The organism is Cupriavidus basilensis (assembly GCF_000876015.1).
GTDB lineage: Bacteria > Pseudomonadota > Gammaproteobacteria > Burkholderiales > Burkholderiaceae > Cupriavidus > Cupriavidus basilensis_B.
In genome coordinates this window covers 160,220-185,988 of record NZ_BBQM01000023.1, presented here as the reverse complement: position 1 = coordinate 185,988, position 25,769 = coordinate 160,220, and the positions used below count along the sequence as shown (strand labels likewise).

22 protein-coding genes are annotated in these 25,769 nt (G+C 69.0%); 12 read left to right on the top strand and 10 right to left on the bottom strand.

Going from position 1 to position 25,769, the window contains the following annotated elements:
- Positions 1-40: 40 nt before the first annotated feature.
- The 4 genes from KF708C_RS25570 to KF708C_RS25555 are packed head-to-tail and all read right to left on the bottom strand — an operon-like array spanning position 41 to position 6,735.
- The gene (locus KF708C_RS25570) at positions 41-1,501 is read right to left on the bottom strand and encodes an efflux transporter outer membrane subunit (RefSeq protein WP_059413900.1); all 1,461 of its coding nucleotides are present in this window, start codon (positions 1,499-1,501) and stop codon (positions 41-43) included.
- A complete protein-coding gene (locus KF708C_RS25565) occupies positions 1,488-4,652 on the bottom strand; it encodes an efflux RND transporter permease subunit (protein ID WP_059413738.1) in 3,165 nt (1,054 codons plus the stop codon). Before KF708C_RS25565 ends, KF708C_RS25570 begins: the two co-directional genes overlap by 14 nt.
- Before the next feature lie 4 nt (positions 4,653-4,656).
- Positions 4,657-5,883 (bottom strand): efflux RND transporter periplasmic adaptor subunit, encoded by a 1,227-nt coding sequence (locus KF708C_RS25560; RefSeq protein ID WP_059413736.1) that lies wholly within the window; start codon positions 5,881-5,883, stop codon positions 4,657-4,659.
- A 48-nt stretch (positions 5,884-5,931) separates the two neighbouring features.
- Positions 5,932-6,735 (bottom strand): alpha/beta hydrolase, encoded by an 804-nt coding sequence (locus KF708C_RS25555; protein WP_059413734.1) that lies wholly within the window; start codon positions 6,733-6,735, stop codon positions 5,932-5,934.
- 191 nt (positions 6,736-6,926) lie between these two features.
- Between KF708C_RS25555 and KF708C_RS25550 the strand changes: the two genes are divergently transcribed.
- On the top strand, positions 6,927-7,895 hold the full coding sequence (locus tag KF708C_RS25550; protein ID WP_197090427.1) for a LysR family transcriptional regulator: 969 nt from the start codon (positions 6,927-6,929) through the stop codon (positions 7,893-7,895).
- A gap of 46 nt (positions 7,896-7,941) precedes the next feature.
- On the opposite strand, the gene KF708C_RS25545 is transcribed toward KF708C_RS25550, so the two are convergent.
- On the bottom strand, positions 7,942-9,540 hold the full coding sequence (locus tag KF708C_RS25545) for an MFS transporter (RefSeq protein WP_059413729.1): 1,599 nt from the start codon (positions 9,538-9,540) through the stop codon (positions 7,942-7,944).
- Between the two features lie 31 nt (positions 9,541-9,571).
- Entirely contained in the window at positions 9,572-10,030 is a 459-nt protein-coding gene (locus KF708C_RS25540; protein WP_059413727.1) for a MarR family winged helix-turn-helix transcriptional regulator, read from the bottom strand.
- A gap of 272 nt (positions 10,031-10,302) precedes the next feature.
- Between KF708C_RS25540 and KF708C_RS25535 the strand changes: the two genes are divergently transcribed.
- Positions 10,303-10,644, top strand: a complete 342-nt coding sequence (locus tag KF708C_RS25535; protein WP_020200721.1) for a zinc ribbon domain-containing protein YjdM — start codon at positions 10,303-10,305, stop codon at positions 10,642-10,644.
- Positions 10,645-10,684: 40 nt separating this feature from the next.
- Here the strand turns inward: KF708C_RS25535 and KF708C_RS25530 are convergent, their stop codons facing one another.
- Positions 10,685-11,647 (bottom strand): AraC family transcriptional regulator, encoded by a 963-nt coding sequence (locus KF708C_RS25530; protein ID WP_059413726.1) that lies wholly within the window; start codon positions 11,645-11,647, stop codon positions 10,685-10,687.
- A gap of 117 nt (positions 11,648-11,764) precedes the next feature.
- Here KF708C_RS25530 and KF708C_RS25525 point away from each other — a divergent pair, with 117 nt between their 5' ends.
- Positions 11,765-12,508 carry an SDR family oxidoreductase gene (locus KF708C_RS25525; RefSeq protein WP_059413898.1) on the top strand — a complete coding sequence of 248 codons (744 nt, stop codon included), beginning with the start codon at positions 11,765-11,767 and terminating at the stop codon, positions 12,506-12,508.
- A gap of 72 nt (positions 12,509-12,580) precedes the next feature.
- Here KF708C_RS25525 and KF708C_RS25520 read toward each other — a convergent pair whose 3' ends face one another.
- The gene (locus KF708C_RS25520; protein WP_082079853.1) at positions 12,581-13,702 is read right to left on the bottom strand and encodes a retroviral-like aspartic protease family protein; all 1,122 of its coding nucleotides are present in this window, start codon (positions 13,700-13,702) and stop codon (positions 12,581-12,583) included.
- Between the two features lie 242 nt (positions 13,703-13,944).
- Positions 13,945-14,664, bottom strand: a complete 720-nt coding sequence (gene nanR / locus KF708C_RS25515) for a transcriptional regulator NanR (protein WP_059413722.1) — start codon at positions 14,662-14,664, stop codon at positions 13,945-13,947.
- 281 nt (positions 14,665-14,945) lie between these two features.
- Here nanR and KF708C_RS25510 point away from each other — a divergent pair, with 281 nt between their 5' ends.
- From KF708C_RS25510 to otnK, 7 genes are all read left to right on the top strand, one after another.
- Positions 14,946-15,827: a 3-keto-5-aminohexanoate cleavage protein gene (locus KF708C_RS25510; protein WP_059413720.1), complete on the top strand. Its 882-nt coding sequence runs from the start codon at positions 14,946-14,948 to the stop codon at positions 15,825-15,827.
- A gap of 30 nt (positions 15,828-15,857) precedes the next feature.
- Positions 15,858-16,823 (top strand): Bug family tripartite tricarboxylate transporter substrate binding protein, encoded by a 966-nt coding sequence (locus KF708C_RS25505; protein WP_059413717.1) that lies wholly within the window; start codon positions 15,858-15,860, stop codon positions 16,821-16,823.
- 114 nt (positions 16,824-16,937) lie between these two features.
- On the top strand, positions 16,938-18,002 hold the full coding sequence (locus KF708C_RS25500) for an Ldh family oxidoreductase (RefSeq protein WP_029043118.1): 1,065 nt from the start codon (positions 16,938-16,940) through the stop codon (positions 18,000-18,002).
- Between the two features lie 102 nt (positions 18,003-18,104).
- Complete coding sequence (locus tag KF708C_RS25495; protein ID WP_020200714.1) at positions 18,105-18,413, top strand: putative quinol monooxygenase; 309 nt, start codon at positions 18,105-18,107, stop codon at positions 18,411-18,413.
- Between the two features lie 221 nt (positions 18,414-18,634).
- Positions 18,635-20,065 carry a pyruvate kinase gene (gene pyk, locus KF708C_RS25490; protein WP_197090429.1) on the top strand — a complete coding sequence of 477 codons (1,431 nt, stop codon included), beginning with the start codon at positions 18,635-18,637 and terminating at the stop codon, positions 20,063-20,065.
- Between the two features lie 11 nt (positions 20,066-20,076).
- Positions 20,077-21,714 (top strand): NADP-dependent glyceraldehyde-3-phosphate dehydrogenase, encoded by a 1,638-nt coding sequence (locus tag KF708C_RS25485; RefSeq protein WP_059413713.1) that lies wholly within the window; start codon positions 20,077-20,079, stop codon positions 21,712-21,714.
- Between the two features lie 51 nt (positions 21,715-21,765).
- A complete protein-coding gene (otnK, locus tag KF708C_RS25480; protein ID WP_059413711.1) occupies positions 21,766-23,025 on the top strand; it encodes a 3-oxo-tetronate kinase in 1,260 nt (419 codons plus the stop codon).
- A gap of 54 nt (positions 23,026-23,079) precedes the next feature.
- On the opposite strand, the gene KF708C_RS25475 is transcribed toward otnK, so the two are convergent.
- Positions 23,080-24,045, bottom strand: coding sequence for a quinone oxidoreductase family protein (locus KF708C_RS25475; protein ID WP_059413709.1), 966 nt, complete (start codon positions 24,043-24,045; stop codon positions 23,080-23,082).
- 97 nt (positions 24,046-24,142) lie between these two features.
- Here KF708C_RS25475 and KF708C_RS25470 point away from each other — a divergent pair, with 97 nt between their 5' ends.
- Both KF708C_RS25470 and KF708C_RS25465 read left to right on the top strand, forming a co-directional pair.
- Complete coding sequence (locus KF708C_RS25470) at positions 24,143-24,973, top strand: AraC family transcriptional regulator (protein WP_059413707.1); 831 nt, start codon at positions 24,143-24,145, stop codon at positions 24,971-24,973.
- 40 nt (positions 24,974-25,013) lie between these two features.
- Positions 25,014-25,760, top strand: a complete 747-nt coding sequence (locus KF708C_RS25465; protein WP_059413705.1) for a hypothetical protein — start codon at positions 25,014-25,016, stop codon at positions 25,758-25,760.
- Positions 25,761-25,769: the final 9 nt, after the last annotated feature.

The following is a 25,769-nucleotide window of genomic DNA, read 5'->3' as shown; positions in this document are numbered from 1 at the left end:
TCCCCGCGCCCGGGATTCGCGCCGGCCGGCGCGGTGCTTGCTATTGGTCGCGCCAGCCGCCGCCCGCCGCCGCGAAGATGCGCACGAGGTCCTTGCGCAGGCTCGCGTCCGAGGCGGCCTGCTTCGATTCGGCGTCGAGCAGGTCCCGCTCGGCGACCAGCACGTCGAGCAGGCCGACGTAGCCGTGGCTGAACTGCATCCTGGCCAGCTCGACCGCCTTGCGGTTCTGCGCCACCCCGGCCGAGAGCGAGGCGTTGCGCGTGTTCTCGTTGAGGTAGCCGGACAGCGCGTTCTCCATGTCTTCGAGCGCCTCCAGCACGGTCTGCTGGTAGCCGAGGAAGGCCTGCTGCTGGCGCGCGTCGGCCGCGTCGATCTGCGACGAGATGCGGCCGAAGTTCAGGATCGGCTGGACCAGGCCCGCGCCGATGCCCCAGGGCGTGGACGAGAACGGCGTGGCATTCTGCGCGCCGAACAGCGCGGTCAGCGAGATGTTGGGGAACAGCTCGGCGACCGCCGCCTTCCGCCCGGAGATGCTGGCGGCGAAGCTGCGCTCGGCCACGCGCACGTCGGGGCGCTCGGCCAGCACCCTGGCCGGGGCCGAGACCAGGATGCCGTTGTCGAGCGGCGGCACGGTCGCGCGCGCCGCGGCGGCGCCGTCGAACATCCCGCCCATCGATTCCGGCGTGCGCCCGAGCAGGCTCGCTAGCCGGTTGACCGACTGGTCATAGCCGGTCCGCAGCGCGGGAATCAGCGCTTCGGTCGCGGAGACCTGCGCCGCCGCGCGCTGCACGTCGAAGTTGCTCGCCATCGCGCCCTGGAACTGGGCCTGGATCAGGCTGAGCGTCTTGCGCTGGGTGGCGAGGTTGTTGCGCGTCAGCTCGATCTGGCGCGCGTAGTTGCCCAGGTCGAAGTAGGTGCGCGCCACCTCGGCCAGCAGCGCCACCCGCACGGCCTGCCGGCTCGCCTCGGCTGACTGCAGGATGGCGCCGGCCTGCGCGGCGCGCGCCTGGTTGCGCCCGAACAGGTCGAGCTCCCAGGTCGCGGCGATGTCCACCTGGTTGATGGTCACGGCCTTGTCGCTGGTCAGGAAGCCGCGGTTGCCGCGCTCGCTGCTGGCCTCGGCGTTGATCTGCGGCGCCAGCGCGGACTGCGCCAGCAAGCGCCCGGCGCGCGCTTCGTCGACGCGCGCCCTGGCAATCTTCAGCGTCTTGTTGTGGTCGAGCGCTTCGCGGACCAGCGCGTCGAGCGTAGGGTCGCGGAAGCGGCCCCACCATTGCTGGTCGACCTCGGCATCGGCGCTCGCCACCAGGAGCGCCGCGCCGGCGGCCTTGCCGTCGTTGGCGCCATCCTTGTCACCGTCCTTGCCGCCCTCGAGCCGGCGCCATGACGCGGCCGTGTCGATGCCCGACGGCTGCGGCCCGACCGGGCTCGTGCACGCGGCCAGGGAGGCGGCCAGCAGCGCGGCGGCGGCGAGCGCCGCCATCACATTAGTCTTCAACATGGTGATGTACCTTTTCGGTTTTCGTGAGGCGCTTCTCCAGGCCGCGGGCCAGCACGTAGAAAATGGGAGTCAGGAAGAGGCCGAAGAACGTCACGCCGATCATCCCGAAGAAGACCGCCACGCCCATCGCATGCCGCATTTCCGCGCCGGCGCCGTGCGACAGCACCAGCGGCAGCACGCCCGCGATGAACGCGATGGAGGTCATCAGGATCGGGCGCAGGCGCAGGTGCGCCGCCTCGATCGCCGCCTCGTAGGTGGACTTGCCGTGTATCTCCAGCTCGCGGGCGAACTCGCCGATCAGGATGGCGTTCTTGCACGCCAGCCCGATCAGCACGAAGAAGCCGATCTGCGTGAACAGGTTGTTGTCCCCGCCCGTGAGCCACACGCCCGTGATCGCGGAGAACAGGCACATCGGCACGATCAGGATGATCGCCAGCGGCAGGAACACGCTCTCGTACTGCGCGGTGAGCACCAGGAAGACCAGCAGGATGCAGATCGGGAACACGATCAGCGCGGTGTTGCCCGAGAGGATCTGCTGGTAGGCCAGCTCGGTCCATTCGAACGCCATGTCGCCGGACAGCGTGTCGTCCAGGATCTTCGTGATGGCGGCCTGCGCCTGGCCGGTCGAGTAGCCGGGCGCCGGGCCGCCGTTGATGTCCGCCGAGCGGTAGCCGTTGTAGCGCGACGCGCTGTCCGGGCCGGTGGTGTCGCTCAGGGTGACGACCGCGCCAAGCGGCACCATCTTGCCCTCGAAGTTGCGCACCTTGAGGTCGAGGATGTCGTCGCGCCTGGAGCGGAAGTCCTTGTCGCCCTGCGCGATGACCTGGTACGTGCGGCCGAACTTGTTGAAGTCGTTCACGTAGAGCGAGCCCAGGTAGATCTGCATGGTCTTGAAGACGTCGTCCACGTCGACGCCGAGCTGCGCGGCCTTGGTGCGGTCCACGTCGGCGAACAGCTGCGGCGTGGTGACGTTGTAGGTGGTGTACACCCCGGCCAGCTCGGGCGCCTTGCGCGCTTTCTCCAGCACCGCCGTCACGGACTTGCTCAGGGCCTCGTAGCCGGCGTCGCCGCGGTCCTCGATCTGCAGCTTGAAGCCGCCCGTGTTGCCCAGCCCCTGCACCGGCGGCGGCGGGAAGACGGCGATGAACGCATCCTTGATGGCGCCGAACTTGGCCTGCAGGCTATGCGCCAGGCTCGGGCCGCTCACGCCGAGCTTGCCCATCTCGTCGAAGCTTTTCTCGCCGAAGAACACCGTGGCCGCCGACGGGCTGTTGATGAAGCCGTTGAGCGACAGCCCCGGCTGCTGCACGGCGTTGCGGTAGCCGGGCTCCTTGGAAGCGATGTCCGTCATCTGCCGCACCACGGCCTCGGTGCGGTCGAGCGTGGCGCCGTCGGGCAACTGGATCAGGTTGACCAGGTAGCCCTTGTCCTGGATCGGCACGAAGCCGGTCGGCACGTGGCTGAAGCCGAACACGGTGGCGCCGAGCAGCACGGCGTAGATCAGCAGCGAGCCGCGCTTGCGGTGCAGCGCGCGGGTCACGCCGCTGCTGTAGTTCTCCGAGCCGCGCTGGAAGACCCGGTTGAAGCGCGCGAAGAAGCCGCCCAGGCAGCGGTCCATGAAGCGCGTGAGGCCGTCCTTGGGCGCGTCGTGCGAGCGCAGCAGCAGGGCCGCCAGCGCCGGCGACAGCGTCAGCGAGTTGAAGGCCGAGATCACCGTCGAGAAGGCGATGGTCAGCGCGAACTGGCGGTAGAACTGGCCGGTCAGCCCGCTGATGAAGGCGATCGGCACGAACACCGCGCACAGCACCAGCGCGATGGCGATGATCGGGCCGGTCACTTCCTTCATGGCCTTGATGGTGGCTTCCCGCGGCCGGAGACCGCCGGCGATGTTGCGCTCGACGTTCTCCACCACCACGATGGCGTCGTCCACCACGATGCCGATGGCCAGCACCAGCCCGAACAGGGACAGCGCGTTGATCGAGAAGCCGAAGCCGTGCATCACCGCGAACGTGCCGATGACCGAGACCGGCACCGCGAGCAGCGGAATGATGGCCGCGCGCCAGGTCTGCAGGAACAGGATCACCACCAGCACCACCAGCAGGATGGCTTCGAGCAGCGTGTGGATCACGGCGTCGATGGAGTCGCGCACGAAGGTGGTCGGGTCGTAGGCGATCCGGTACTCGAGGCCCTTGGGGAAGCGCTTGCTGAGCTCCGCCATCCTGGCGCGCACGTTGTTCGAGATCTCGATGGCGTTGGCGCCCGGCGACTGGAAGATGATCAGCGCCAGCGCCTGCTTGTTGTCGAGCAGCGCGCGCAGCGCGTACTCGGACGCGCCGATCTCCACGCGCGCCACGTCCCGCAGGTAGGTGACGACGCCGTTCTCGCGCTTGATGATGATGTTCTCGAACTGGTCCACGTCGGTGAGCCGGCCCTGTACGTTGACCGGCAGCTGGATCTCGACGTTGTCCTTGTACGGCGCGCCGCCGACCACGCCGGCCGCGACCTGGATGTTCTGCTTGCGGATGGCGGCCACCACCTCGTCGGGGTTCATGTTGCGCTGGGCGATCTTCTGCGGGTTGAGCCAGACCCGCATGGCGTAGTTGCCGGAGCCGAACATGTTGATCTGCCCGATGCCGGTGATCTTCGACAGCTCGTCCTTGACGTTGATGAGCGCGTAGTTGCGCAGGTACAGCATGTCGTACTGGTCGTTCGGCGAGACCAGGTGGACCACCATCGTCAGGTCGGGCGAGCTCTTGACGGTGCTCACGCCGAGCTGGCGCGTCACGTCCGGCAGGCGCGGCAGCGCCTCGTTGACGCGGTTCTGCACGAGCTGCGTGGCGAGGTCCGGGTCGGTGCCCAGCTTGAAGGTGACGGTCAGCGTCAGCACGCCGTCGCTGGCGGCCTGCGAGGACATATAGAGCATGTTCTCGACGCCGTTGATCTGCTCCTCCAGCGGCGTGGCCACGGTGGCGGCGATGACCTTGGGGTTGGCGCCCGGGAACTGCGCGCGCACCACCACCGAGGGCGGCACCACTTCGGGATACTCGGAGATCGGCAGGCGCGGGATCGCGATCAGGCCGGCGAGGAAGATGAGGATCGAGATGACCGCCGCGAAGTTGGGGCGGTCGACGAAGAATTTGGAGAGGTTCATCGCATCAGTCCGCCGTTTTCTTGGCCGGGTCCGCGTGGACCGCGGCGGTGGTCACGGGTTTGGGCGGCGCCGCGGCGGCTTCGGTGGGCGAGACCACCGCGTCCGGGCGGATGAACTGCAGCCCCTTGGTGACGACGCGGTCGCCGGGGTTGAGGCCGGCCAGCACGATGTGCCGGCCGTCTATGCCCGCGCCGAGCGTGACTTCGCGGTAGGCGACCTTGTTGTCGGGGCCGACCACGAAGACGAACTTCTTGCTCTGGTCGCTGCCCAGCGCCACGTCGGGCACCAGCAGCGCGCGGGTGTCGCTGCCGCTGGCCAGCCGCATCGAGACGAACATGCCCGGCACCAGCGCGCCGTCGGCGTTGGCGAACTTCGCGCGGGCGCGGATGGTGCCGCTGGCCGCGTCGATGCTGTTGTCGAAGGTGTAGATGGTGCCCTGGTAGGTGTGCCCGGCGTCGCCCAGCACCGTCATCTCCACCGGCAGCTTCTGTTCCTTGCTGTGCGTGTCGGCCTGGCCGCGGATGCTGCGGATGTAGCTCTGCTCGTCGACCTCGAAATCGGCGTAGATGCCGTCGCCGGAGACGATGCGCGTGAGCACCGGCGCGTTGGGCCCGGCCTGCACGAGGTTGCCCAGCGTGATCTCGGCGCGGCTGACGCGGCCCGCGATGGGCGCCTTGACGTAGGCGTAGTCCAGGTTGATGCTGGCCTGGCGCAGCGCCGCCTCGGCGGCGAGCACGGCGGCGCGGCCGACGCGGTCCTCGTTGCCGCGCTGGTCGTACAGGCTGCGCGGGATGGCCTCGGAGCCGATCAGGCCGCGGGCCCGCTCATATTCCGTCGCGGCGAAGTCCGCGCGGGTGCGCGCCGCGGCGAGGTCCGCCTTGGCCCTGGCCACCGCGGCCTCGTAGGTGCGCGGGTCGATCACGAACATGATGTCGCCCGCGCGCACGGTCTGGCCGTCCTTGATGCGGACCTCGACGATCCGCCCGCTCACCTCCGGCCGCACCAGCGCCTCGTCCACGGCCTTGAGCCGCCCCGAGAAGCTCGACCAGACGCGCACGTTCTCCGGCGCCACCGACTGCACCTGGACCTCGGTCGGCGGCGGCGCCGACGACGGCGCGGCCCTGGTCTCGGTGCCGGCAAGGCCGGCAATGCCGGCTACCGCCGCGGCCACGGCCAGCGAAATGCCGGCCAGGACCGGCGGCTTGCGAAACAGGGATCTCTGACTGAGCATCTCACTACTCCTTAGTTGGATTCGGAAACCGGATTCGGGAACGGGTCGTCACGGCGCGGCGAGCCGCCGGCTGAAGAAGGCCGCGACCGCGGCCAGCGCGGCCGGGTCGGTGGCGATCGACCGGTGCGACGCCGCGGCATAGCGCGTCGTCTCGGTCGGCACGCCGGCGGCGATCAGCTCGCGGGCGTACGTCTCTCCTTCCACGTGTAGCAGGTCCTGCCCGGCGCTCACGATCAGCGCGGGCGGCAGCTGGGCGAGCCGGCGCGACTCGAGCGGCGCGGCATACGGATGCATGCGGTGCCGCACCTCGGGCAGGTAGCACCGGTAGCCGAGCGCGCATTCGCTGGCGGGCAGGTCCGGCGCGGCTATCTTGCTGGCGTCGGCCAGGCGGGTCATGCTCGGGTCCAGCAGCGGCGCCAGCAGCGCCTGCGCCCCCAGGCGGACCTCCTTGCGGTCGCGCGCCATCGCGGCGATGCCCGCGGCGATGCTGCCGCCGGCGTCGTGTCCCGCCACGCCCATGCGCCCGGCATGGATGCCCAGCGTCCTGGCGTTGGCCAGCGCCCACGTGGCCGCGAGATGGCCGTCCTCGAGCGCGGCCGGAAACGGAAAGCGCGGCGAGAGCGAATACCCGACCGAGACGACCACGGCGGGCGTGAGGCCCGCGATGGCGCGCGCGGCGACATCGGCGCTATCGAGGTCTCCGTGCATGAAGCCGCCGCCGTGGAAATACAGCACGACGGGCAGGCACCGGTTCGCCCGCACCGGGGTGTACGTGCGCAATTGAATGCGCTGGGCATGGCCACTGATTGTGGCGCTCTCGATGCTCAGGACCGGATTGCGGAGGGTCTTCATACATAGCCGGGCAATCCCTTTCGGTATATGCGCCCATGCCGACTGTTGCGATGCACGAATTCTGGTACATTGCCTTGCACGAATAAACGCCAATAACTTTCAACACAATTTGGCGAAACGGAACAGTGGCCGGCTTTTGCGCGGGTTTGCATGAAAGCGGCGTATTCCGGCATGACATCCCGGTGAGGAAAATGGATCGCCTGCAGGCAATGGAAGTATTTACGCGCGTAGTGGAAATGAGCAGCTTCGCGCGCGCGGCGGAATCGCTCGACCTGTCGCGCACATCGGCGACCACCATCATCAAGAACCTGGAGGCGCACCTGCACGTGCGCCTGCTGCATCGGACCACGCGCCAGCTCAAGCTGACCGCGGAGGGCGCCGAGTACTACGAGCACTGCATCCGCATCCTGGCCGAGGTGGCGGAGACGGAAGTCGCGCTATCGACGCTGGGAAAAGGCCCCAAAGGCAAGCTGCGCGTGGACATGCCGGGCACGCTGGGCCGGCTGGTGGTCACGCCGCAACTGCACCGGTTCCACCGCGGCTATCCCGACATCGACCTGATGGTCAGCCACAGCGACCGGATCGTCGACCTGATCCAGGACGGCGTGGACTGCGCCATCCGCGTCGGCGAGCTCGACGATTCCAGCCTGATTGCGCGCCGGCTGGGCGAAATGCGGTTTTCCACGGTGGCGTCGCCGGCTTATCTGGCGCAATACGGTATTCCGCGCACTTTGTCCGATTTGCAGCACCATACCGCCATTCACTATGTATCCAATAGAACCGGCCGGATAATCGACCTGGCTTTTATGGTGAACGGGGAAATGACGGAAATCCGCATGCCCGGAAAAGTCAGCTTCAACGATGCCGATTCCTACGTCACTTATGGATTGAGCGGCACCGGATTGCTGCAGGCGCCGCGCTTCATGCTCAAGGAATATCTGCAATCGGGCGCGCTGGTGGAGATCCTGCCGCAATGGCGCCCGCGCTCGCTGCCGATCTCGATCGTCTATCCGCAGAACCGGCACCTCGCGCCCAAGGTCCGGGTCTTCGTCGACTGGGTGGCGCTGGTGTTCGAGGAATGTCCGCTGGTGGGCGACGACTGCGCCACGGTGCCCGCGGACCCGACGCTGCTGGCGATGACCGAGCCGCGGCCCGCGTAGAGGCGGATGCGGTACGGGCCAATGCGGGCCGGCACCCGCCGCGCCGCTACTCCATCGCCGCGACGAGGTTGGCTCCCACGCCGGCGCCCTTGACCGGCGCCGTATCGGCCTCCCGCACCAGCGCGAACGCCAGCACGCCGGCAATGGCCGCCACCGCCGCGGCAACGAGGCTCGCCGCGGCGAAGCCGCCGGCGAACGCGCCGGCGGCCGCGGCATGCACCTGCGCCTGCAATCCGGCGGGCACGGCACCGAGGACGCCCGCCGTGTCGCCGGAAGCCACGCGCCTCGCGGCGGCCGCCGCCACGCCGGGATCCAGCCCCAGCGCCGCGCCGGCCGCCACGAAGCGCTGCGTGACGCCGTGCGACAGGACCGCGCCGAGGCCGGCCACGCCGAGCAGCAGTCCGACGAAGCGCGTGGTCGCCGACAGCCCCGACGCCATGCCGGCGCGCTGCACCGGCACCGCGCCCTGCATGACCTTGGCCGTTTCGCTGTTGAGCAGCCCGGCGCCCGCGCCGGCCACCAGCATGCCGGCGAGGAACAGCGGATACGCCGCGTGCGCGGAGGCGAACGCCCACAGCAGCAGGTCGCCGCCCACGGTGGTCGCCAGTCCGAGCGCAAGCAGCGTCCGGCCCGAATGGCGCGTCGCCAGCCCCGCGCCGAGCCGCGGCGTGAGGAACATCGGCAGCGCGAACGGCAGCATCGCCAGGCCCGCCGCCGCGGGCGCGAAACCGTAGGTGTTCTGCAGATACAGCGGCAGGAAGAAGATCAGCACCTGCGCGCCCGCGGCATAACCGAGCATGGCGAACGCGGCGCCGAGGAAGGTCGGCTGCCGGAACAGGCGGAAATCGACCATCGGCCGCGCCTGCCGCAGCTCGATCGCGACGAAAGCGGACAGCAGCGCGGCCGAGCCCGCGATCCGGCCCAGGATCGCCGCCGAGGTCCAGCCCGCGCCGGTGCCGTCGATCAGCGCCCAGATCAGCAGGAAAAGCCCGCTGCTGAAGGTCAGGATGCCGGCGAGGTCGAGCCGCTTGGCATCCGGGTCGCGCGATTCGGTCAGCACCGCGGCGGCCGCGACAAAGAGCACCGTGCAGATCGGCAGGTTGATGAGGAAAGCCCAGCGCCAGCCGAACAGATCGGTGATCACGCCGCCCACGATGGGCCCGCCCGTGATGGCGATGCCCAGGCACGCGCCCCAGAACGCATAGGCCCGCGCGCGCTCGGCGCCGGCGAAGGCGTGGTTGATGATGGCCAGCGAGGCGGTCAGCAGCAGGCTCGCGCCGATGCCCTGCAGCGCGCGCGCCAGGTTCAGCATCAGGGCGGTCGACGCCAGCCCGCACAGGCCGGACGCCACCGTGAAGACGGCCAGCCCGATCAGCGTGGCGAGCTTGCGCCCGTGCCGGTCCGCATACGAGCCCGCCGCCAGCAGCAGCGCGGCGAAGGTGAGCACGTAGGCGCTCACCACCCATTCGATCTCGGTGAAGTTCGCCCCCAGCGTCTTCGCGATCGATGGCAGCGAGACCGCCACGATGTTGGAGTCCAGCATGATCAGCGAAGACACCAGACCCGCCGTCAGCAGGACCAGGAATTTCTTCTTCTTGTCTGCGGCCGCCTCGTCGGGCTCGGGCCGCTTTGCATCCGTGACCATGGCGGCCTTTTCAATGTGGGGTGGGACCGTTCTAGGCCGGGTTGACGAGGGTCTCGTCGGCGGCGATGTCGAGCAGCACCGCGCGCAGCGCCGCCGCTTCCGCCACGCCGAAACGTTGCTCGAAGCGCTTCTGTACTGCCTGCCAGAGCCGCCGCGCTTCGGCGAGCCTGACGCGTCCCTGCGCGGTAAGGACCACATGCTTGCTGCGGCGATCCGTCTCGCTGGCCGCTAGCGCGACCAGGCCATCGCGCTCCAGCGGCCCCAGGTTGTGGCCCAGGGTGGAGCGGTCCATGACCATCGCGTCGGCCAGCTCGCGCATGGTCGGCGGCTCGCCGCGCCGCCTGATCTCGGCCAGGATGGAGTACTGGGTGGACTTCAGGCCGGTCGGCGCCAGCGCGTTGTCATACATCTGCGACAGCCGCCTGGAGGCCTTGCGCATGGCCGTGCAGTTGCACGGGCTGGCTTCCGGGGTGTCTGGGGAGCTTGTCATATATCCGGTCGGGTGCGGTTAGGTGTATATGCACCTTTTAAGAGGGTATATGCCCGTATTGGGGGAGTCAAGGGATTTCGCCGACGTGCCTGGTGCCGGCGGCGAGAATCGGCGCCACATGTGTAGATGAGTGCAGTCCCGCAGGAAGCGTTAGTGGCCAGCCTGATTGGCGCAACCAGCGCCGCGGCCGGACGCGCGGCGACACGGGCCAGCCCCCGGTCGGCGCTATACTTCCGCGTTTTCATTGTCGCCGCCAGGCCCAAGGATGACCCATGAGCACATTGCCCTCCTGCCCGAAATGCAACTCCGAGTTCACGTATGAGGACGGCGGCGTCTACATCTGCCCGGAATGCGCGCATGAATGGTCGGCGCAAGCCGCCGCGCCGGCCGAGACCGGCGAGCGGGTCTATCGCGACGCGGCCGGCAATGTCCTGCAGGACGGCGATACCGTCACCGTCATCAAGGACCTGAAGCTGAAGGGCTCGGCCGGCGTGGTCAAGATGGGCACCAAGGTGAAGAACATCCGTCTGGTGGACAGCGATCACGACATCGACTGCAAGATCGACGGCTTTGGCTCGATGAGCCTGAAGTCGGAGTTCGTCAGGAAGGCCTGATCGCGCTCGCGCGCATGGCGCGTGGCGGCTGCGGGGGCGGTCATTCCTGCCGGCGCAGGTCCGCCGGAAGGTCGATGCCGCCGATGCCTTCGGTGCCACCGATGCCCTGGCGCTCGCGCGCGAAACGGCCCGGCGGCTGGCCCACGTGCCGGCTGAACGCGGTGCTGAAGGTGCTGGCCGAGCCGTAGCCGACGCGCTCGGCGACCTCGGCGATGCCGCAGTCGTGGCGGCGCAGCAGGTCCTTGGCCACCGCCATGCGCCAGGCGAGCAGGTATTCCATCGGCGGCATGCCCACGGCGCGCAGGAAGCGCTCGAAGAATGCCGAGCGCGACAGCGCGGCTTTCCTGGCGAGCTGGGCCACCGTCCACGGGCGCGCGGGATCGGCGTGCATGTGGCGCAGCGCCTGGCCGAGCCGCGCGTCGGCCAGGCCGCGCAGCAATCCCGGCGGCGCGTCGTCGCCCGAGGTCGCGCGCAGCGCTTCGATGAGCAGCACTTCCACCAGGCGCGTGAGCACGAGCTCGCGGCCCGAGCGCCGTTCCCCCGCTTCCTCGCCGACCAGGCGCACCAGCGCCGACAGCCGCGCGGCGCCGCGCACGTGCACGAGCGCCGGCAGCAGCGGCACCAGCAGTTCCGCATCGGACGAATCGAAGATGAAATAGCCGCCGAGCAGCCGCACGTCGGGGCGCCCGCCGCGCGTGCCGTGGCGGACTTCGCCGGCCGGCGCGGGCTTTACCTTGGGGTCGATGTGCTCGGGCGTCACCGGCGCGAAGCCCGACAGCACGAAGCCCGGCGTTGCCGGCAGCAGCACGAAGTCGCCCGCCTCGAGCGTGAGGGGCGGCTGGCCGTCGACGGCGAGGCGGCAGCTTCCCTCGAGCACTGCGCAGAAGCTCGGCTGGCCGAAGTCGGCGTAGCGCACGCCCCAGCGGCCGGCGCCACTGATGGACTTCGAGAACACGGCGCGCGGCTGAAGCAGCGAGATGACCTGCGAGAGAGGGTCGTTCATGGCTGGAATGGGCTGGAAGGATTGGACGATGGCAAACGAAAGCTGGACTTCCCATTGTAGGAAGTCCGCCGTGCCGACGCTATCGTGGCGGACATCGCAACCACCAAGGGATATCTGATGAAAACCGTGCTGATTACCGGCTGCTCCTCCGGCTATGGCCTGGAGACCGCGCGCCATTTCCACGCGCAGGGCTGGAACGTCGTCGCCACCATGCGCACGCCGGACGAGCATGTCCTGCCGCGCTCGGACCGCCTGCGCGTGCTCGCGCTCGACGTGACGAAGCCGGCGAGCATCGCCGCCGCGCTGGAGGCGAGCGGCCCCGTCGACGTGCTCGTCAACAACGCGGGCATCGGCCTGTTCGGCGCGTTCGAGGCCACCCCGATGGCCACGGTGCGCGAGGTGTTCGAGACCAACACCTTCGGCGTGATGGCGATGACGCAGGCGGTGCTGCCCGGGTTCCGCGCGCGCGGCGCGGGCGTGGTGGTGAACGTGACTTCGAGCGCGACGCTGGCGCCGATGCCGATGGTGGCCGTCTACACCGCGAGCAAGACGGCCATCGAGGGGTTCACCGCGTCGCTGGCGTTCGAGCTCGAAGCGTTCGGCGTGCGCGTGAAGCTGGTCGAGCCGGGCTACGGGCCGGGCACGCGCTTCACCGCCAACGGCGGCGCGCGCATGGCCGGCCTCGTTCCCGAAGCCTACGCGCCCGCCGCGCAGCGCATCTTCGCCGCACTGGCGCAGCCGGCCGCGCTGACCACCGAGGCCGACGTGGCCGAGGCGGTGTGGCGCGCCGCGAACGACAAGTCCGGGCTGCTCCGGTTTCCGGCGGGCGCCGATGCGGTGGCACTGGCCAATTCGAGGTAGACGGCGGCAATTGCTCTCGAGAGCGCGGCGCGTGGCGGTGGTGGCGGCATCCGGTCTCGGCGGGCTTGCCGGTCAATGCCGCGCTTCGTTCTCTGACCTTTCGCCGAGCGTCCAGCGATCCGGCTGGAAATTCACCTCGAACTGCGACAGGAACGACTGGCCCAGCAGGCCATCGATCTTCGGGCCGAACGGCGTGCCCTTGACGATCGCGACGGACACGTCGGCCGCCTCGGCGGTGCCCAGCGTCACCGTCTTCGACGTGGTCAGCATCGCGTCGGTCAGGCCATTCGCGGTCCGCAACTGTATGCGGCGCGCCTTTTCCGCCGACACGCCGGCCTGCTGCGCGAACGCTTCGCTGAACGACACGAAGCTGGCGCCGGTGTCCACCACGAACGTGCCCGGATGGCCGTTGACCGAGACGCGCGCCATCACCACCTCGCCGCGCTTGCGCGCGAATGTCTGGGGGCGCTTCGCCGTTGCCCGCTCGCACTGTCCCGCCAGTGCGTACTTCTCCGCCAGCGCGCGCGCCTGCGCGGTATTGCGCCGCGCCGGATCCCAGCCGATCCACATGCGGATCAGTCCGCTTGCCTCGCACGGCTGCCCGGTTTTCGCCCTTGCCTCGGCCGCGCCGGCAAACACATCGCCCGACACGCGGGCGGGCTGGTCGGCGAGGGACAGCACCGCCATGTAGTCGTCGAGCGCTTCACTGTACCGGCCGGCGCCGCGCAGCACCTCGGCGCGCGCGAAGCGCGCTTGCGGGCTCGTGCCGTTCTCGGCCACCACGCGGGTTGCCGCCTCCAGCGCCGCCGGCAGGTCGCCGATCGACGTCAGGATCGGGATGGCGCCGGGCAGGAGCGCCACGCCCTGCGGGCATTTGCCGGCGAACTTCACCAGCACGTTGGCGGCCTCGCGGCGATACCCGGCGTTGAGCAGTGCCCGCGCCAGCGAAGACGCGGCCTGCCTGTCGCAGGCCTCGCGGGTCAGCTCGTCGAGCGGCTTCCCGATCTCCGGGCGGGAAATCTGCCGCGCGGGCACGGCGTCGAGCTCGTAGTCGCCGATGGTCTTCGCGTAGCGGCTGGTCTCGTCCGAGCAGCCGGACAGGACGGCCTGGACGGCGAGGCCAGTGCAGGCGGAAAGCAGATATCGGGTAGTCCGGGTGGTCCGGGGATTCCGGGTAGTCGATGGCCTTGTCATGGTTCCGTGGTTCGCGCCCCAACCGGCGCCGCTTTCGATCGCCTGACACGCTACTGGAAACTTTGTTGCGTTGCTACCTCATGGGGCAACACGCATGGGGCAACACGCATGCAACCCGCGCCGGGCCGGCCGGACGATTGCCACGTCGTCTCGCGGCCGCGAGACCGCCGCGCGGGCCATGCCGGCAATGGCGCCGGCGCGGGAAACGGCGGCTTGCCCGCCGGACTTGGCGGCGGTTTGCGCTAGGCCGTCTTCGCCGCCCAGTAATGCGACTCGACTTCGCGCAGATGCTCCAGCATCGCGGTTTCCGCCGCGTCCGGCTGGTGCGCGGCGATGGCCGCGTGGATGCGCTCATGGGCCCGGAAGGCGGCCTGCTCGGCGCCGGCCGATTGCAGGGAGGTCGCGCGCTGTTCTTCGAGCCAGCGGGCCATCGCGGTATGCAGCGCCAGGAAAATGGGATTGTTCGGAATCCTGGCAATGGCCAGATGGAATTCGACGTCGGTCCTGGTGAATTCCGCGGCGTTGCCCAGCGCGTGCCGGTTGGCTTCGAGCGCCTGCCCGAGCGCCGCGATGTCGTCGGCCGAGGCGTGCTGCGCGGCGTAGCGCACCAGCGAAATCTCGTGCATGGTCCGCGCCTGCTGGAAGTCCCGCACGCCTTCCGCGGTCGACAGCAGATGGCGCACCGCGCCCGACAGCTCTCCCACGAGGGCGTCGGCGGACGGGCGCGTGACATAGGCGCGCTCGCCGTTGCGGATCACGACCAGCCCCATCTTTTGCAGCGCGAACAAGGCTTCCCGGATGGACGAGCGGCCTACCTCGAACGTGTCCATCAGCTCGCGCTCGGGGGGGAGGGTGTCTCCCGGGCGCAGCACGCCGCTGAGCATCATCGATTCGAGGCGCGACGCGACCTCTTCGTAGAGCTTCTTGCGGCGAATCGGCTGGTTGGGGATCGAAGATTGCATCTTGTGCGGTAACTAGGTCGGCTGTCTGCCTATTAGACCATAGGCCCAACCTTCTGTGGGCTTGCCCGGCGCCTTGGCTCCGCGCCGGGCCGCGCGCGCCGCCACGGCCATCCGGCGGACGATGCGCCACGCGAAACCGCTTCCTTTCCGCCCGCTCAAGGGAAGGGTATACCCGGTTTTGCGCAAAGATCCCTGGTGTTTGGTCTGATAGGTGGATAGGATGTGGTCTGATAGGTCCGAACAAGTCCGATTAACAGACGCTCGAACGCATTGGAGACGGCATGAAAGCGCGGAAGAAACTGATCATCGAGGCACGCATCAACGAGTACATGCCCAGGTCCGAAAATCCGAACATCCCCTACACCCCGGAGGAGATCGGACGGGAGGCCGCCAAGGCGCGAGAGGCCGGGGCCAGCATCATCCATTTCCACGCGCGGCAGCCCGACGGCAAGCCGGCCCACGACGCGGAGACTTTTGCCGCCTGCATCCGCGCCATCCGCGCCAACTGCGACTGCCTGGTGTTCCCGACGCTCGGCCAGATTTCCAACGAAGGCGAGATGAGCCGGCTCGCCCATATCGAGGTGCTCGCGCAGTCGCCGGAAACGCAGCCCGACCTGGCGCCGATCGACTGCGGCAGCACCAACATCGACCGCTTCGACTACATCGCGAACCGCTACCTGACGGGCCATCTGACCTACAAGAACGAGACCAGGATCCTCGAGGCATTCGCGCGGCGCCTGCCCGAGCTCGGCGTCAAGCCGCAGTTCGTGAGCTGGACGGTGGCGTTTACGCGCTGTTTCAGCGCGCTGCGCGACATGGGGCTGGTGAAGGACACGCCGTACTTCATGTTCGAGCTGACCGACCACGGCATCCTGGGCGGCCACCCCGGCACCATCCAGGGCCTCCACGCGCATCTGCCGTTCCTGCCCAAGGCGCCGCTGGAATGGACCGTGTGCAACAAGATCGGCAATCCCACCGCGCCGGCGGTGGCGGCGATGGAGCTCGACGGCCACATCGCGATCGGCCTTGGCGACTACGGCTGGCCGGAACTCGGCACGCCCAACAACGGCGACGTGATCCACCATTTCGCGAAGATCGCCAGGATGATGGGACGCGAGATCGCCACGCCCGCCGAAACCCGCGAGATGTTCCGCATGGCATAGGCAGCAAATCAAAATAAAGGAGACAAGACAATGCACAAGCATCAAAAGATACTGGCCGCGGTAACGCTGTCCTTCTTCAGTGTGGTCGCTGCCGCGCAGGATTACCCCACCAAGCCGATTTCGCTCATCGTCCCGTTCTCGCCCGGCGGTACCAACGACATCGTCGGCCGGCTCGTGGCCAAGGACATGTCCACCACGCTGAAGCAGTCGATCGTCCCGGAAAACCGTCCCGGCGCCAGCGGCACCATCGGGGCCAACTACGTGGCGAAGGCGCCCAACGACGGATACACGCTGCTGGTCACGGACCTGTCCTTTGCGATGGCGCCGGGCCTGTACAAGCACCTGCCCTTCGATCCGGTCAAGGACTTCTCGCACATCACGACGGTGGCGTCGGTGCCGTTCGTCATGGTCGTCAACCTCGGCGTGAAGGCCAGCACCGTCAAGGAGTTCGTGGCGCTGTCGAAGGCCGCGCCGGGCTCGATCAACTACGGCTCGGCCGGGCGCGGCACCAACACCCATCTGGGCGGCGAGCTGTTCCGGCTCAAGACCGGCGCCGATCTCACGCACATCCCGTACAAGGGCGCGTCGGCGGCGATGCAGGATCTGCTCGGCGGCCGCATCCAGGTCATCTTCACCGCGCTGCCGACCGCGCTGAACTTCATCCAGTCGGGCAAGGTGCGCGCGCTGATGGTCACGGGCGACAAGCGCGTGCCGATGCTGCCCAACGTGCCGACCGCCAGGGAGGCGGGCGTGCCCGACATGGCGCTCAAGTTCTGGGTCGGCATTGCCGCGCCGGCCAACACGCCGCCGGCGGTCGTGGAGAAGCTGAACAAGTCCGTGCTCGCGGGGCTTGCCGACCCGGAGGCCAAGAAGACCTTCGCCGACATCGGCATGGATGTGATCGGCGACAACCCGGCGCAGGCGACGAAGTTCGTGGAGACCGAAGTGAACAACTGGCGCCAGGTCATGAAGGCGGCAAACATCACCGCGGAATAACGCGCGCTTGAGGCCGTGCGGCCGCGCGCTCGCGCGCGCGGGCCGGTCATCGAAGGCGCTCCGGGCTGCCGGGGCGCCCTGGGGATAGTCAATTCGTGGAAGGAAGGGCGAAGCATGGAAGCCGCAAACACAGTTCGCGTGAGCGAATCGAGCTTGAAGACATACTGCGTGGAGATTCTCACGCGCGTGGGCGTGCCCGCCGGCGAGGCAGTTGAGATCACCGACAACCTCGTCGAGGCGGATCTGCGCGGCGTCGATTCGCACGGGGTCGTGCGTTTCCCGATCTACATCAAGCGGATCCTGGACGGAGGGACGAACGCCACGCCGAAGATCTCGCTGGTCCGCGACGGCCTGACCAGCGCGGTCATGGACGGAGACAACGGACTTGGCCATCTGGTCGGGATCCGCGCGATGGCGCTCGCCATCGAGAAAGGCAAGGGCGGAAACTGCGCGTTCGTGGCGGTGCGCAACAGCAACCACTTCGGCGCCGCGGCGTACTACTCGGAGATGGCCGCGCGCAACAACATGATCGGCTTCAGCTTCACCATCGGCGCGATCAACCACATGACGCCGTGGGGCGGCGCGGAAGCCGTGCTGGGCAACAACCCGTTCGCGGTCGCTTTTCCGACCCCGGGGGCGTTCCCGATCGTGCTCGACATGGCGTGCAGCATCGCCGCGCGCGGAAAGATCATCGTCGCCGCCAAGGAAGGCACGCCGATTCCGGCGGAATGGGCCACCGGCCCCGACGGCCTGCCGACCACCGACGCGGTCGAGGCGCTCAAGGGCTTCGTGGTGCCGGTGGGCGGCCCCAAGGGGTATGCGCTGACGCTGATCGTCGGCCTGCTCAGCACCATGCTGTCCGGCGCGTTCTTCGGCCGCGACGTGGGCGATCTCTACGAGAAGACCACCACCGCGCAGAACAGCGGCCACCTGTTCGGCGTGCTGCCGGTGGACGCCTTCGATGACGTCGATGCCTACATGCAGCGCATGCAGAAGGCCATGACCGACGTCACCGGCGCCCGGCGCGCGACCGGCGTGGAGCGCATCTACCTGCCCGGCGAGCGCGAGTACATTTCCCTGGGCGCGCGCCGCCGCGACGGCATTCCGCTCGGCAATTCCCTTCTCGGGGAACTGCAGGAGCTCGGCGCCCAATACGGCGTTCCGCTGCCGCTGGCCTGACCGTTAGACCCCGGCGCGCGCGCCCCGGACGGCCCGGGGCGCGCCGCCGCAAGCATGGCGATCCGCCTTTCTCCTGAACCTCCACCGACAACGAGGTTACGCATGCACGCAGTCGTCGTGACTATTGAGGTGCTCCCGGAAAAGCGCAATGCGTTCCGGGACGCGATCCTGACCAATGCCGCGCAGTCCCTTGCCATCGAGCCGGGCTGCTTCACCTTCGACGTTCTCGAGAGCCCCACGGAGCCGGCGTTCCTGCTGTACGAGATCTACCGGGATGCCGCTGCGTTCAAGGACCATCTGGCGATGCGCCATTTTCACGATTTCGATCGCGCCACCAGCGCATGGCTGGTGAGCAAGAAGGTCGCCGAATATGGCAGGCTCGAAAGCGAAAGGCTAGAGAGCAAGCCGTAGCCGCGGCCGGCCATTGCTGCCGATGAGAAAAAGATAGACGCTGTTTTCGATTCGCCGAAAGCCCCCGCGATATTTCCATCCTCGTTCCCGCCCCGGGAACGGATGCGCCTTTCCCGTCCAATCCAATTGGCTGCCGGTCCGATGCCGGAGGACCCTGCTTTCCCGCGGGGCCCGGCATGCCGGCCGCCGCCGCGGTCTTGTCACCGGAGAAACACATGAGCTTGCGTCGTGAACGCCACACAAAGATCGTGGCGACACTCGGGCCCGCCTCGTCGACCCATGAGGCGATCCGGCAGTTGTTCCTGGCGGGCGCGGACACCTTCCGCCTGAACTTCAGCCACGGCACGCAGGAAGACCACGCGATGCGCCTGCGCCTGATCCGCGAGATCGAGTCCGAGGTGGGCCGGCCGATCGGCGCGCTGCTCGACCTGCAGGGGCCGAAGCTGCGGCTGGGCACCTTTGCCGCGGGGCCGGTGGCGCTCGCGGCCGGCCAGCCGTTCAGGCTGCAACTCGCGCCGGTGCCGGGCAGCCAGGAGGTGGTTCAACTGCCGCATCCGGAAATATTCGAAGCCCTGCAGCCCGGCAACGCGCTGCTCATCGACGACGGGCGGGTCCGCCTGCGCGTGACCCGCTGCGGCGCGGACTTCGCGGAGACGACCGTGGAGACCGGCGGCAAGGTCTCGGACCGCAAGGGCGTCAATGTGCCGGATTGCGCGCTGAAGCTGTCGGTGCTCACCGAGAAGGACCGCCGCGACCTGGCCTTCGGCCTGCAGCTCGGCGTCGACTGGATTGCGCTGTCGTTCGTGCAGTCGGCCCGGGACATCGCGGCGCTGCGGCAGCTCGTCGGCCCCGGCATCGGCATCATGGCGAAGATCGAGAAGCCCACCGCCCTCGCCGACATCGGCGCCATCGTCGCCGCGGCCGACGCGATCATGGTGGCCCGCGGCGATCTCGGCGTGGAAATGCCGCCCGAGGAAGTGCCGGCCATCCAGAAGCGCCTGACGCGCCTGTGCCGCGAAGCCGGCAAGCCGGTGGTGGTGGCGACCCAGATGCTCGACTCGATGGTGAGCGCGCCCGCGCCCACCCGGGCGGAGGCGTCGGATGTCGCAACCGCCGTCTATGATGGTGTGGATGCGGTCATGCTGTCGGCCGAATCGGCAAGCGGCAGTTATCCGGTGGAGTCCGTCCAGATGATGGCGAGGATCATCCGCAACACCGAGAAGGACCGGCTCCAGCGGGACATCATGGGCGCCGTTGCCGCCACGCGGCACGCGGATGCCATCGATGCCATCGGGGCCGCCATCCGCACCGTCGCGGACGTGCTGCCGCTTTCCGCGTGCGTGACGTACACGCTCTCCGGCGCGAGTGCCTTGCGCGTGGCCCACGAGCGGCCGAACGTGCCGGTCATCGGCATGACGCCAAGCATCGAAACGGCGCGCAGGCTGGCGGTCGTCTGGGGCGTGCATGCCGTCCACGCGGCGGATGCCGGCAACGTGGAGGAAATGGTCAGCCAGGCGACCGACGTCGTGCGCGCCGAAGGGCTCGAGCCCGGGTCCCGCCCGTTCGCGATCGTCGCGGGCATGCCGTTCGGCACCCCGGGGTCGACGAACCTCCTGCGCATCGTTTTCCCTCCAACCGATTCCGCTCACTGAGGGTGGCACAGATGAATGCTCTCCAGACACACGCCGGGCTGGCGGCGCGCTTTCCGCGCCTCGAGGACATCCCGCCCGAATATCGCCTGCCCGGGCCGCTGCACCAGCGCACCATCCTGATCGGCGGCCAGCTGCGGGAGTGGGCGGGGCCCGCTCACACGGTGCTCTCGCCGGTGCGCGTGCGCGATCCGGACGGCAGCCTGCGGCCGTTCGAGCTCGGCAGCTATCCGATCACCACCGCGGCGGAAAGCCGCGAGGCGCTCGCGGCGGCCGTGGCGGCATATGCGTCCGGCACCGGCCTCTGGCCGACCATGTCCGTCGACCAGCGCATCGCCCACGTCCAGGACTTCACCTGCCGCCTGTGCGAGAAGCGCGAGCTGATCGTGAAGCTGATCATGTGGGAGATCGGCAAGTCGGCCGTCGATTCGGCCAAGGAGTTCGACCGCACCGTCGACTACATCCGCCAGACCATCGATGCGCTCAAGGAGCTCGACAACAACAACTCGCGGTTCCAGGTCGCGGAAGGCACCATCGCGCAGATCCGGCGCGCCCCGCTGGGCGTGGTGCTCTGCATGGGGCCCTACAACTATCCGCTCAACGAGACGTTCACCACCCTGATCCCGGCTCTGATCATGGGTAACGTGGTGCTGTTCAAGCCGCCCAGGTTCGGCACGCTGCTGTTCGCGCCCATCCTGGAGGCTTTCCGGGACGCCTTTCCCACGGGGGTCGTGAACACCGTCTACGGCCGCGGCGAGGAGGTCGTGCCGCCTTTGATGGCGTCCGGGCAGGTCAACGTCCTGGCGCTGATCGGGTCGTCCCGCGTGGCCGACAAGCTCAAGAAGCTGCACCCGAAGACTAACCGCCTGCGCGCCGTGCTCGGACTGGACGCCAAGAATGCCGCCATCATCCTTGCCGACGCGGACCTCGACCTGGCCGTGCGCGAATGCGTGCTCGGCTCGCTCTCCTTCAACGGCCAGCGGTGCACGGCGCTGAAGACGATCATGGTCCATCGCTCGGTCGCCGAGGCATTCCTCGCCAGGTTCTGCGCCGCCATCGCGGCATTGCGCATGGGCATGCCGTGGGAGGAAGGCGTCTTCATCACGCCATTGCCCGACAGCAACAAGCCGGCCTACCTCGCCGGGTGCCTGGCCGACGCGCAGGCGAAGGGCGCGACGATTCGCAACGCCGACGGCGGCCAGAGCTGCGAATCCTTGTTCGTCCCCGCGGTGGTGTATCCCGTGGACGAGACCATGAAGCTGTACCGGGAGGAGCAGTTCGGCCCGGTGGTTCCGGTCGTGCCGTTCGACGACATCGGCACCGCGCTGTGCTACGTGGAGAGCTCCGACTACGGTCAGCAGGTCAGCATCTTCGGCTCCGACCCCGACACCATCGCCACGCTGGTCGATCCGCTGGTCAACCAGGTCTGCCGCGTGAACATCAATTGCCAGTGTCAGCGCGGGCCGGACATCTTTCCGTTTACCGGGCGCAAGGATTCGGCGGAGGGCACGCTCTCGGTGTCGGACGCGCTGCGGGCGTTCTCGATCCGCACCATGATCGCCGCCAAATCGACCGCCGCGTCCAAGGCGCTGCTCGACGAGATCGTGCTCGGCCACAAGTCCGCGTTCATCAACACGCGGTTCATTTTCTGAAGGCCGCCGCCGCGGCCGGACCTGCGGGATTTCACTGGGAAGGACGGGATAGTGTCGAGACCACTGCTGGGCTGCATCGCCGACGACTTCACCGGCGGCACCGATCTGGCGAGCATGCTCGTCAAGGGCGGCATGCGAACGATTCAGACCATCGGCATCCCGCAACAGCGGCTGACCGGGACGGATGCCATCGTGGTGGCGCTGAAGACGCGCACCATGCCCGCCGCGCAGGCGGTGCGCGAGTCGCTGGACGCCCTGCGCTGGCTCAGGCAGGAAGGCTGCAGGCAGTTCTACTTCAAGTACTGCTCGACGTTCGATTCGACGCCGCGCGGCAACATCGGGCCGGTGCTCGATGCGTTGATGCGCGAGCTGGACACGCGCTTCACCATCGCGTGCCCGGCGCTGCCCGACAATGGCCGGACCGTCTACAAGGGCCATCTGTTCGTGGGCGACGAGCTGCTGAGCGAGTCCGGCATGAGGAACCATCCGCTGACGCCGATGACGGACGCGAACCTGGTCAGGCTGCTCGCGCCGCAGACGGCGCATCGGGTGGCGCTGGTCGACCACGGCGTCGTGGCCAAAGGCCATGAGGCGATCCGGGCCGCGTTCGACCGGTGCCGGCAAGGTGACGCGCGGATTGCCATCGTCGACGCCATCGACAACGACGATCTCCATCGCATCGGCGCCGCCGCGGCGGACATGCCGCTGCTGAGCGGCGGCTCCGGCCTCGCACTGGGCCTGCCCGAGAATTTCCGGCGGGCGGGGCTGCTCGCCGCCTCGACGCGGGCGGCGCGCCCGCGGGCGCGCCCCGGGCGGATGGTCCTGCTGTCGGGAAGCTGCTCGGTCGCCACCAACGTTCAGCTGGAGCAGTGGCTCAGGCATCGTCCGGGACTGAAGATCGACCCGCTGGCGCTGCATCGCGGCGAGGATGTGGTTGCCGGCGCCGTCGCATGGGTTCTCGGGCACGACGAACCGGTTCTCGTCTACGCGAGCGCGCGGCCCGACGAAGTCGCCAGGGTGCAGGCCGAACTCGGCGCGGGGCCGGCGGGCCTGCTGGTGGAGGCGGCGCTGTCGTCGATCGCGGCAAGGCTGCGGCAGGCGGGATTCGACAAGTTCGTCGTCGCCGGCGGCGAGACCTCCGGGGCCGTGGTCAAGGCGCTCGAAGTCACGGGCCTGCGCATCGGCGAGCCGATCGCGCCCGGCGTGCCGTGGACGCAATCGATCGACGCGGCGCCGCTTTCGCTCGCGCTCAAGTCGGGGAACTTCGGCACCGCCGATTTCTTCGCGGAGGCAATGCGGCAATGTCCGTAGGGGCGTGCCCGGCGCTTTGTCCGGGCGCCGGCCCGCATTGCCCGCACCGTCCCGTCACTCGCGCGGACGCGGCGTAAAGACAGTCCGCGCGAGGCGGTCCGCGTTCTCCCAGTAGCGGCCCAATGCCGCGAGCGGGACCGCCTCGGTCGCGATCTGGAGTCCGGCGGGTACGGACGCGTCGAGCACCGCCTTCACCGCATGCAGCAGGCGCGGCAGGGCGATGCTGCCGATGCCGCTGCCCAGCAGGGTGATCGGGGCGGCGCGCAGCACCGCGCCCGGCAACTGGAGGTCGGCGCCGCTGACCGAGCCGATCTGGACGAAGCGGACCGGATCCGCCTCGGCGGCGGCTTTTGCCGCGGCGATCAGCAGCGAGCGCGCGCTGGCGCCCCACAGGTAGTCCAGCACCACGTCCACGCCCGCGCGGAAATGCGATTCGAAGGCCCGGCTCAGGCTGCTCTCGTCCTGCTCCAGCGAAATCGTGGCGTCGGCGCCGAGGCGCCCGAGCGTGGCCAGCACGGCCGCGTTGCGGCCGGTCGCGATGACCTTGCCGGCGCCGAGATATTTCGCGATCTGCACGGCGAGCCGCCCCGAGGCGCCCGTCGCGCCGTTGACCAGCACCGTCTCGCCCCGCGCGAAGCGCGCCCGCTCGGTGAGCGCCGCCCAGGACGACATGCCCGGGATCGCGATCGCGGCCGCGGTGACGTCGTCGAGCGCATCGGGCAGGGGAATGCAGTGCGCCGCGCGTACCAGGGTGCGTTCCGCCATCGCGCCGAACGGCGCCTGCGGTCCGAAGAAATAGATGCGCTGGCCGTCTTCGCGCCGCCCGGTGCCATCGAGGCCCGCCACGAACGGCAGGACGTCCGACGACGAATAGTGCGAGCCCGCCGCCTTGGCGCGCGTGACGCGGCTCAACGCGGCGGCGGTGACGTCGACCAGATGATGGCCGTCCTGCGCGGCGGGGCAGGGGAAGTCGGCGTAGACCGGCGGCTGGCCGGCTTCCTTGACGACAGCGGCTTTCATGGCGGTTCCTTGGCAATGGCGATCAGGTGTGGCCAGTGTAGGCGTGCGCATGCGACCGGTCTCCGGTATAAATGCCATTCCATACCGTGTTTTGGCCATGTTCACGCCCATCATTCGCCCGGACCTCATGACCTCGCCGGCCGGCCCGTTCCTCGTCGCGGCCGAGCTCACGCAAAGCGAGGCGCGCGCCAAGTCGTCGCACAGCCACGCGCGCGGGCAGCTCATGGGCGCGCTCAGCGGCCTCGTCTCGGTCGGGCTGGACAAGCACCAGTGGGTCGTCCCCGCGATCCACGCGATCTGGATTCCGCCGCATTGTCCTCACGCGGTGCGCTCATACGGCCCGTTCTCGGGCTGGAGCGTGTTCATCGCCGAAGAGCGCTGCGCACCGCTGCCGCGGGAACCGCGCGCCATCCTGGCCACGCCCTTGCTGCGCGAAGCCGTGCGGCGCGCCGCGACCTGGCCCGGCGCCGCGCTCGATCCGGCGCAGGCGCGCGTTGCCGAGGTCATCCTCGACGAGCTCGCCGCCTCGCCGGCGGCATCGCTCGGCCTGCCGCTTCCCGAAGATCCCAGGCTCATCCGCATCACGGACGCGCTGGCCGGCGACCTCGCGGACAACCGCCACCTCGGCCAATGGGCCGCGTGGGCCGGCGTCGCGCCGCGCACGCTGAGCCGCCGCTTCGTGGCGGAGACCGGCCTGACCTTCGCGCAATGGCGCCAGCAGGCCCGCCTGCTGCGCGCGCTCGAGCTGATCGCGGACGGGCTGCCGGTGACGACGATCGCGCTCGAGCTAGGCTACGACAACGTCAGCGCCTTCATCGACATGTTCCGCCGCGCGCTGGGGACGACGCCCGGGCGATACATGGCAGACGCCGCGCCGGAGAACGGGCGCGCCGCACCGGGCGAGCACGGGCGGCCCGGCGCGCTATGATCCGTTACCTTGCCGCGGCCACCGCGTTACCCCGATCCCGATGAACCACCGCCCTCCACCGCATCCGGCACAAGACCAGCCCACTTCCTACTTCTGGAGCGGCGACGCCATCCGCAGCCGGCGCGTGAGCGGCGTCGTGCTGGCCGGCACGGTCGACATACCCGCGCCGCCCGCGCGGCTGCTGGCGGACTGGAGCAGGGAATTGTCGTCCCGCCTGATCCTGGAACCCGGAGACGTCGAGGCCATGCCGCTGGCCCGGGCGCGGGCGCGCTGGCCGGACTACGCGCGCTGCGTGCAGGCGATGGCCGACTGGGCGGGCGCGCTCGGGCTGCCCGGCGTGCTCGCCGCCAGCGACGTCGCGCTCATGGCCTGCCGCGGCGCGCGGTATCACCATGACGGCACGCAATACGGCGGCGCGGCTTTCTGCAATCTCTTCGTGAGCGAGGACAAGGGCCAGGACGTGCATTTTCCCGCGCTGGATCTGCGCATCCCGCTGACCCGCGGCACGGCCCTGATATTCGATACCTGCCAGCCTCATGGCGTCATCCGGCGCGGCGGCAGCGGCTTCCACGCGGCCGACTTCCCGGCCGAGCCGGACTGCACCCAGCTGTTCCTGACCTGGGAGCTTCCCATCGAAGACGCCCGCGTCGGGCAGGCGCTCGGGGTTGTCTTCGACGTGGCCTCCGCGACCGCGCCGCAGCCGCAAGAAGAACAGGTCTGGCTGAACGGCGCCAGCGCCGGCGTGTGCCCGGATTCCGGCCGGTGGCGCCCGGCTGACGAGGCATAGCTCTGGCGG

What these genes read in the sequence shown, in the direction of transcription:
- KF708C_RS25570 (WP_059413900.1), bottom strand. Translation starts at nt 1,501, where the DNA reads ATGTTGAAGACTAATGTGATGGCGGCGCTCGCCGCCGCCGCGCTGCTG.
- KF708C_RS25565 (WP_059413738.1), bottom strand. Translation starts at nt 4,652, where the DNA reads ATGAACCTCTCCAAATTCTTCGTCGACCGCCCCAACTTCGCGGCGGTC.
- KF708C_RS25560 (WP_059413736.1), bottom strand. Translation starts at nt 5,883, where the DNA reads ATGCTCAGTCAGAGATCCCTGTTTCGCAAGCCGCCGGTCCTGGCCGGC.
- KF708C_RS25555 (WP_059413734.1), bottom strand. Translation starts at nt 6,735, where the DNA reads ATGAAGACCCTCCGCAATCCGGTCCTGAGCATCGAGAGCGCCACAATC.
- KF708C_RS25550 (WP_197090427.1), top strand. Translation starts at nt 6,927, where the DNA reads ATGGATCGCCTGCAGGCAATGGAAGTATTTACGCGCGTAGTGGAAATG.
- KF708C_RS25545 (WP_059413729.1), bottom strand. Translation starts at nt 9,540, where the DNA reads ATGGTCACGGATGCAAAGCGGCCCGAGCCCGACGAGGCGGCCGCAGAC.
- KF708C_RS25540 (WP_059413727.1), bottom strand. Translation starts at nt 10,030, where the DNA reads ATGACAAGCTCCCCAGACACCCCGGAAGCCAGCCCGTGCAACTGCACG.
- KF708C_RS25535 (WP_020200721.1), top strand. Translation starts at nt 10,303, where the DNA reads ATGAGCACATTGCCCTCCTGCCCGAAATGCAACTCCGAGTTCACGTAT.
- KF708C_RS25530 (WP_059413726.1), bottom strand. Translation starts at nt 11,647, where the DNA reads ATGAACGACCCTCTCTCGCAGGTCATCTCGCTGCTTCAGCCGCGCGCC.
- KF708C_RS25525 (WP_059413898.1), top strand. Translation starts at nt 11,765, where the DNA reads ATGAAAACCGTGCTGATTACCGGCTGCTCCTCCGGCTATGGCCTGGAG.
- KF708C_RS25520 (WP_082079853.1), bottom strand. Translation starts at nt 13,702, where the DNA reads ATGACAAGGCCATCGACTACCCGGAATCCCCGGACCACCCGGACTACC.
- nanR (WP_059413722.1), bottom strand. Translation starts at nt 14,664, where the DNA reads ATGCAATCTTCGATCCCCAACCAGCCGATTCGCCGCAAGAAGCTCTAC.
- KF708C_RS25510 (WP_059413720.1), top strand. Translation starts at nt 14,946, where the DNA reads ATGAAAGCGCGGAAGAAACTGATCATCGAGGCACGCATCAACGAGTAC.
- KF708C_RS25505 (WP_059413717.1), top strand. Translation starts at nt 15,858, where the DNA reads ATGCACAAGCATCAAAAGATACTGGCCGCGGTAACGCTGTCCTTCTTC.
- KF708C_RS25500 (WP_029043118.1), top strand. Translation starts at nt 16,938, where the DNA reads ATGGAAGCCGCAAACACAGTTCGCGTGAGCGAATCGAGCTTGAAGACA.
- KF708C_RS25495 (WP_020200714.1), top strand. Translation starts at nt 18,105, where the DNA reads ATGCACGCAGTCGTCGTGACTATTGAGGTGCTCCCGGAAAAGCGCAAT.
- KF708C_RS25485 (WP_059413713.1), top strand. Translation starts at nt 20,077, where the DNA reads ATGAATGCTCTCCAGACACACGCCGGGCTGGCGGCGCGCTTTCCGCGC.
- KF708C_RS25475 (WP_059413709.1), bottom strand. Translation starts at nt 24,045, where the DNA reads ATGAAAGCCGCTGTCGTCAAGGAAGCCGGCCAGCCGCCGGTCTACGCC.
- KF708C_RS25470 (WP_059413707.1), top strand. Translation starts at nt 24,143, where the DNA reads ATGTTCACGCCCATCATTCGCCCGGACCTCATGACCTCGCCGGCCGGC.
- KF708C_RS25465 (WP_059413705.1), top strand. Translation starts at nt 25,014, where the DNA reads ATGAACCACCGCCCTCCACCGCATCCGGCACAAGACCAGCCCACTTCC.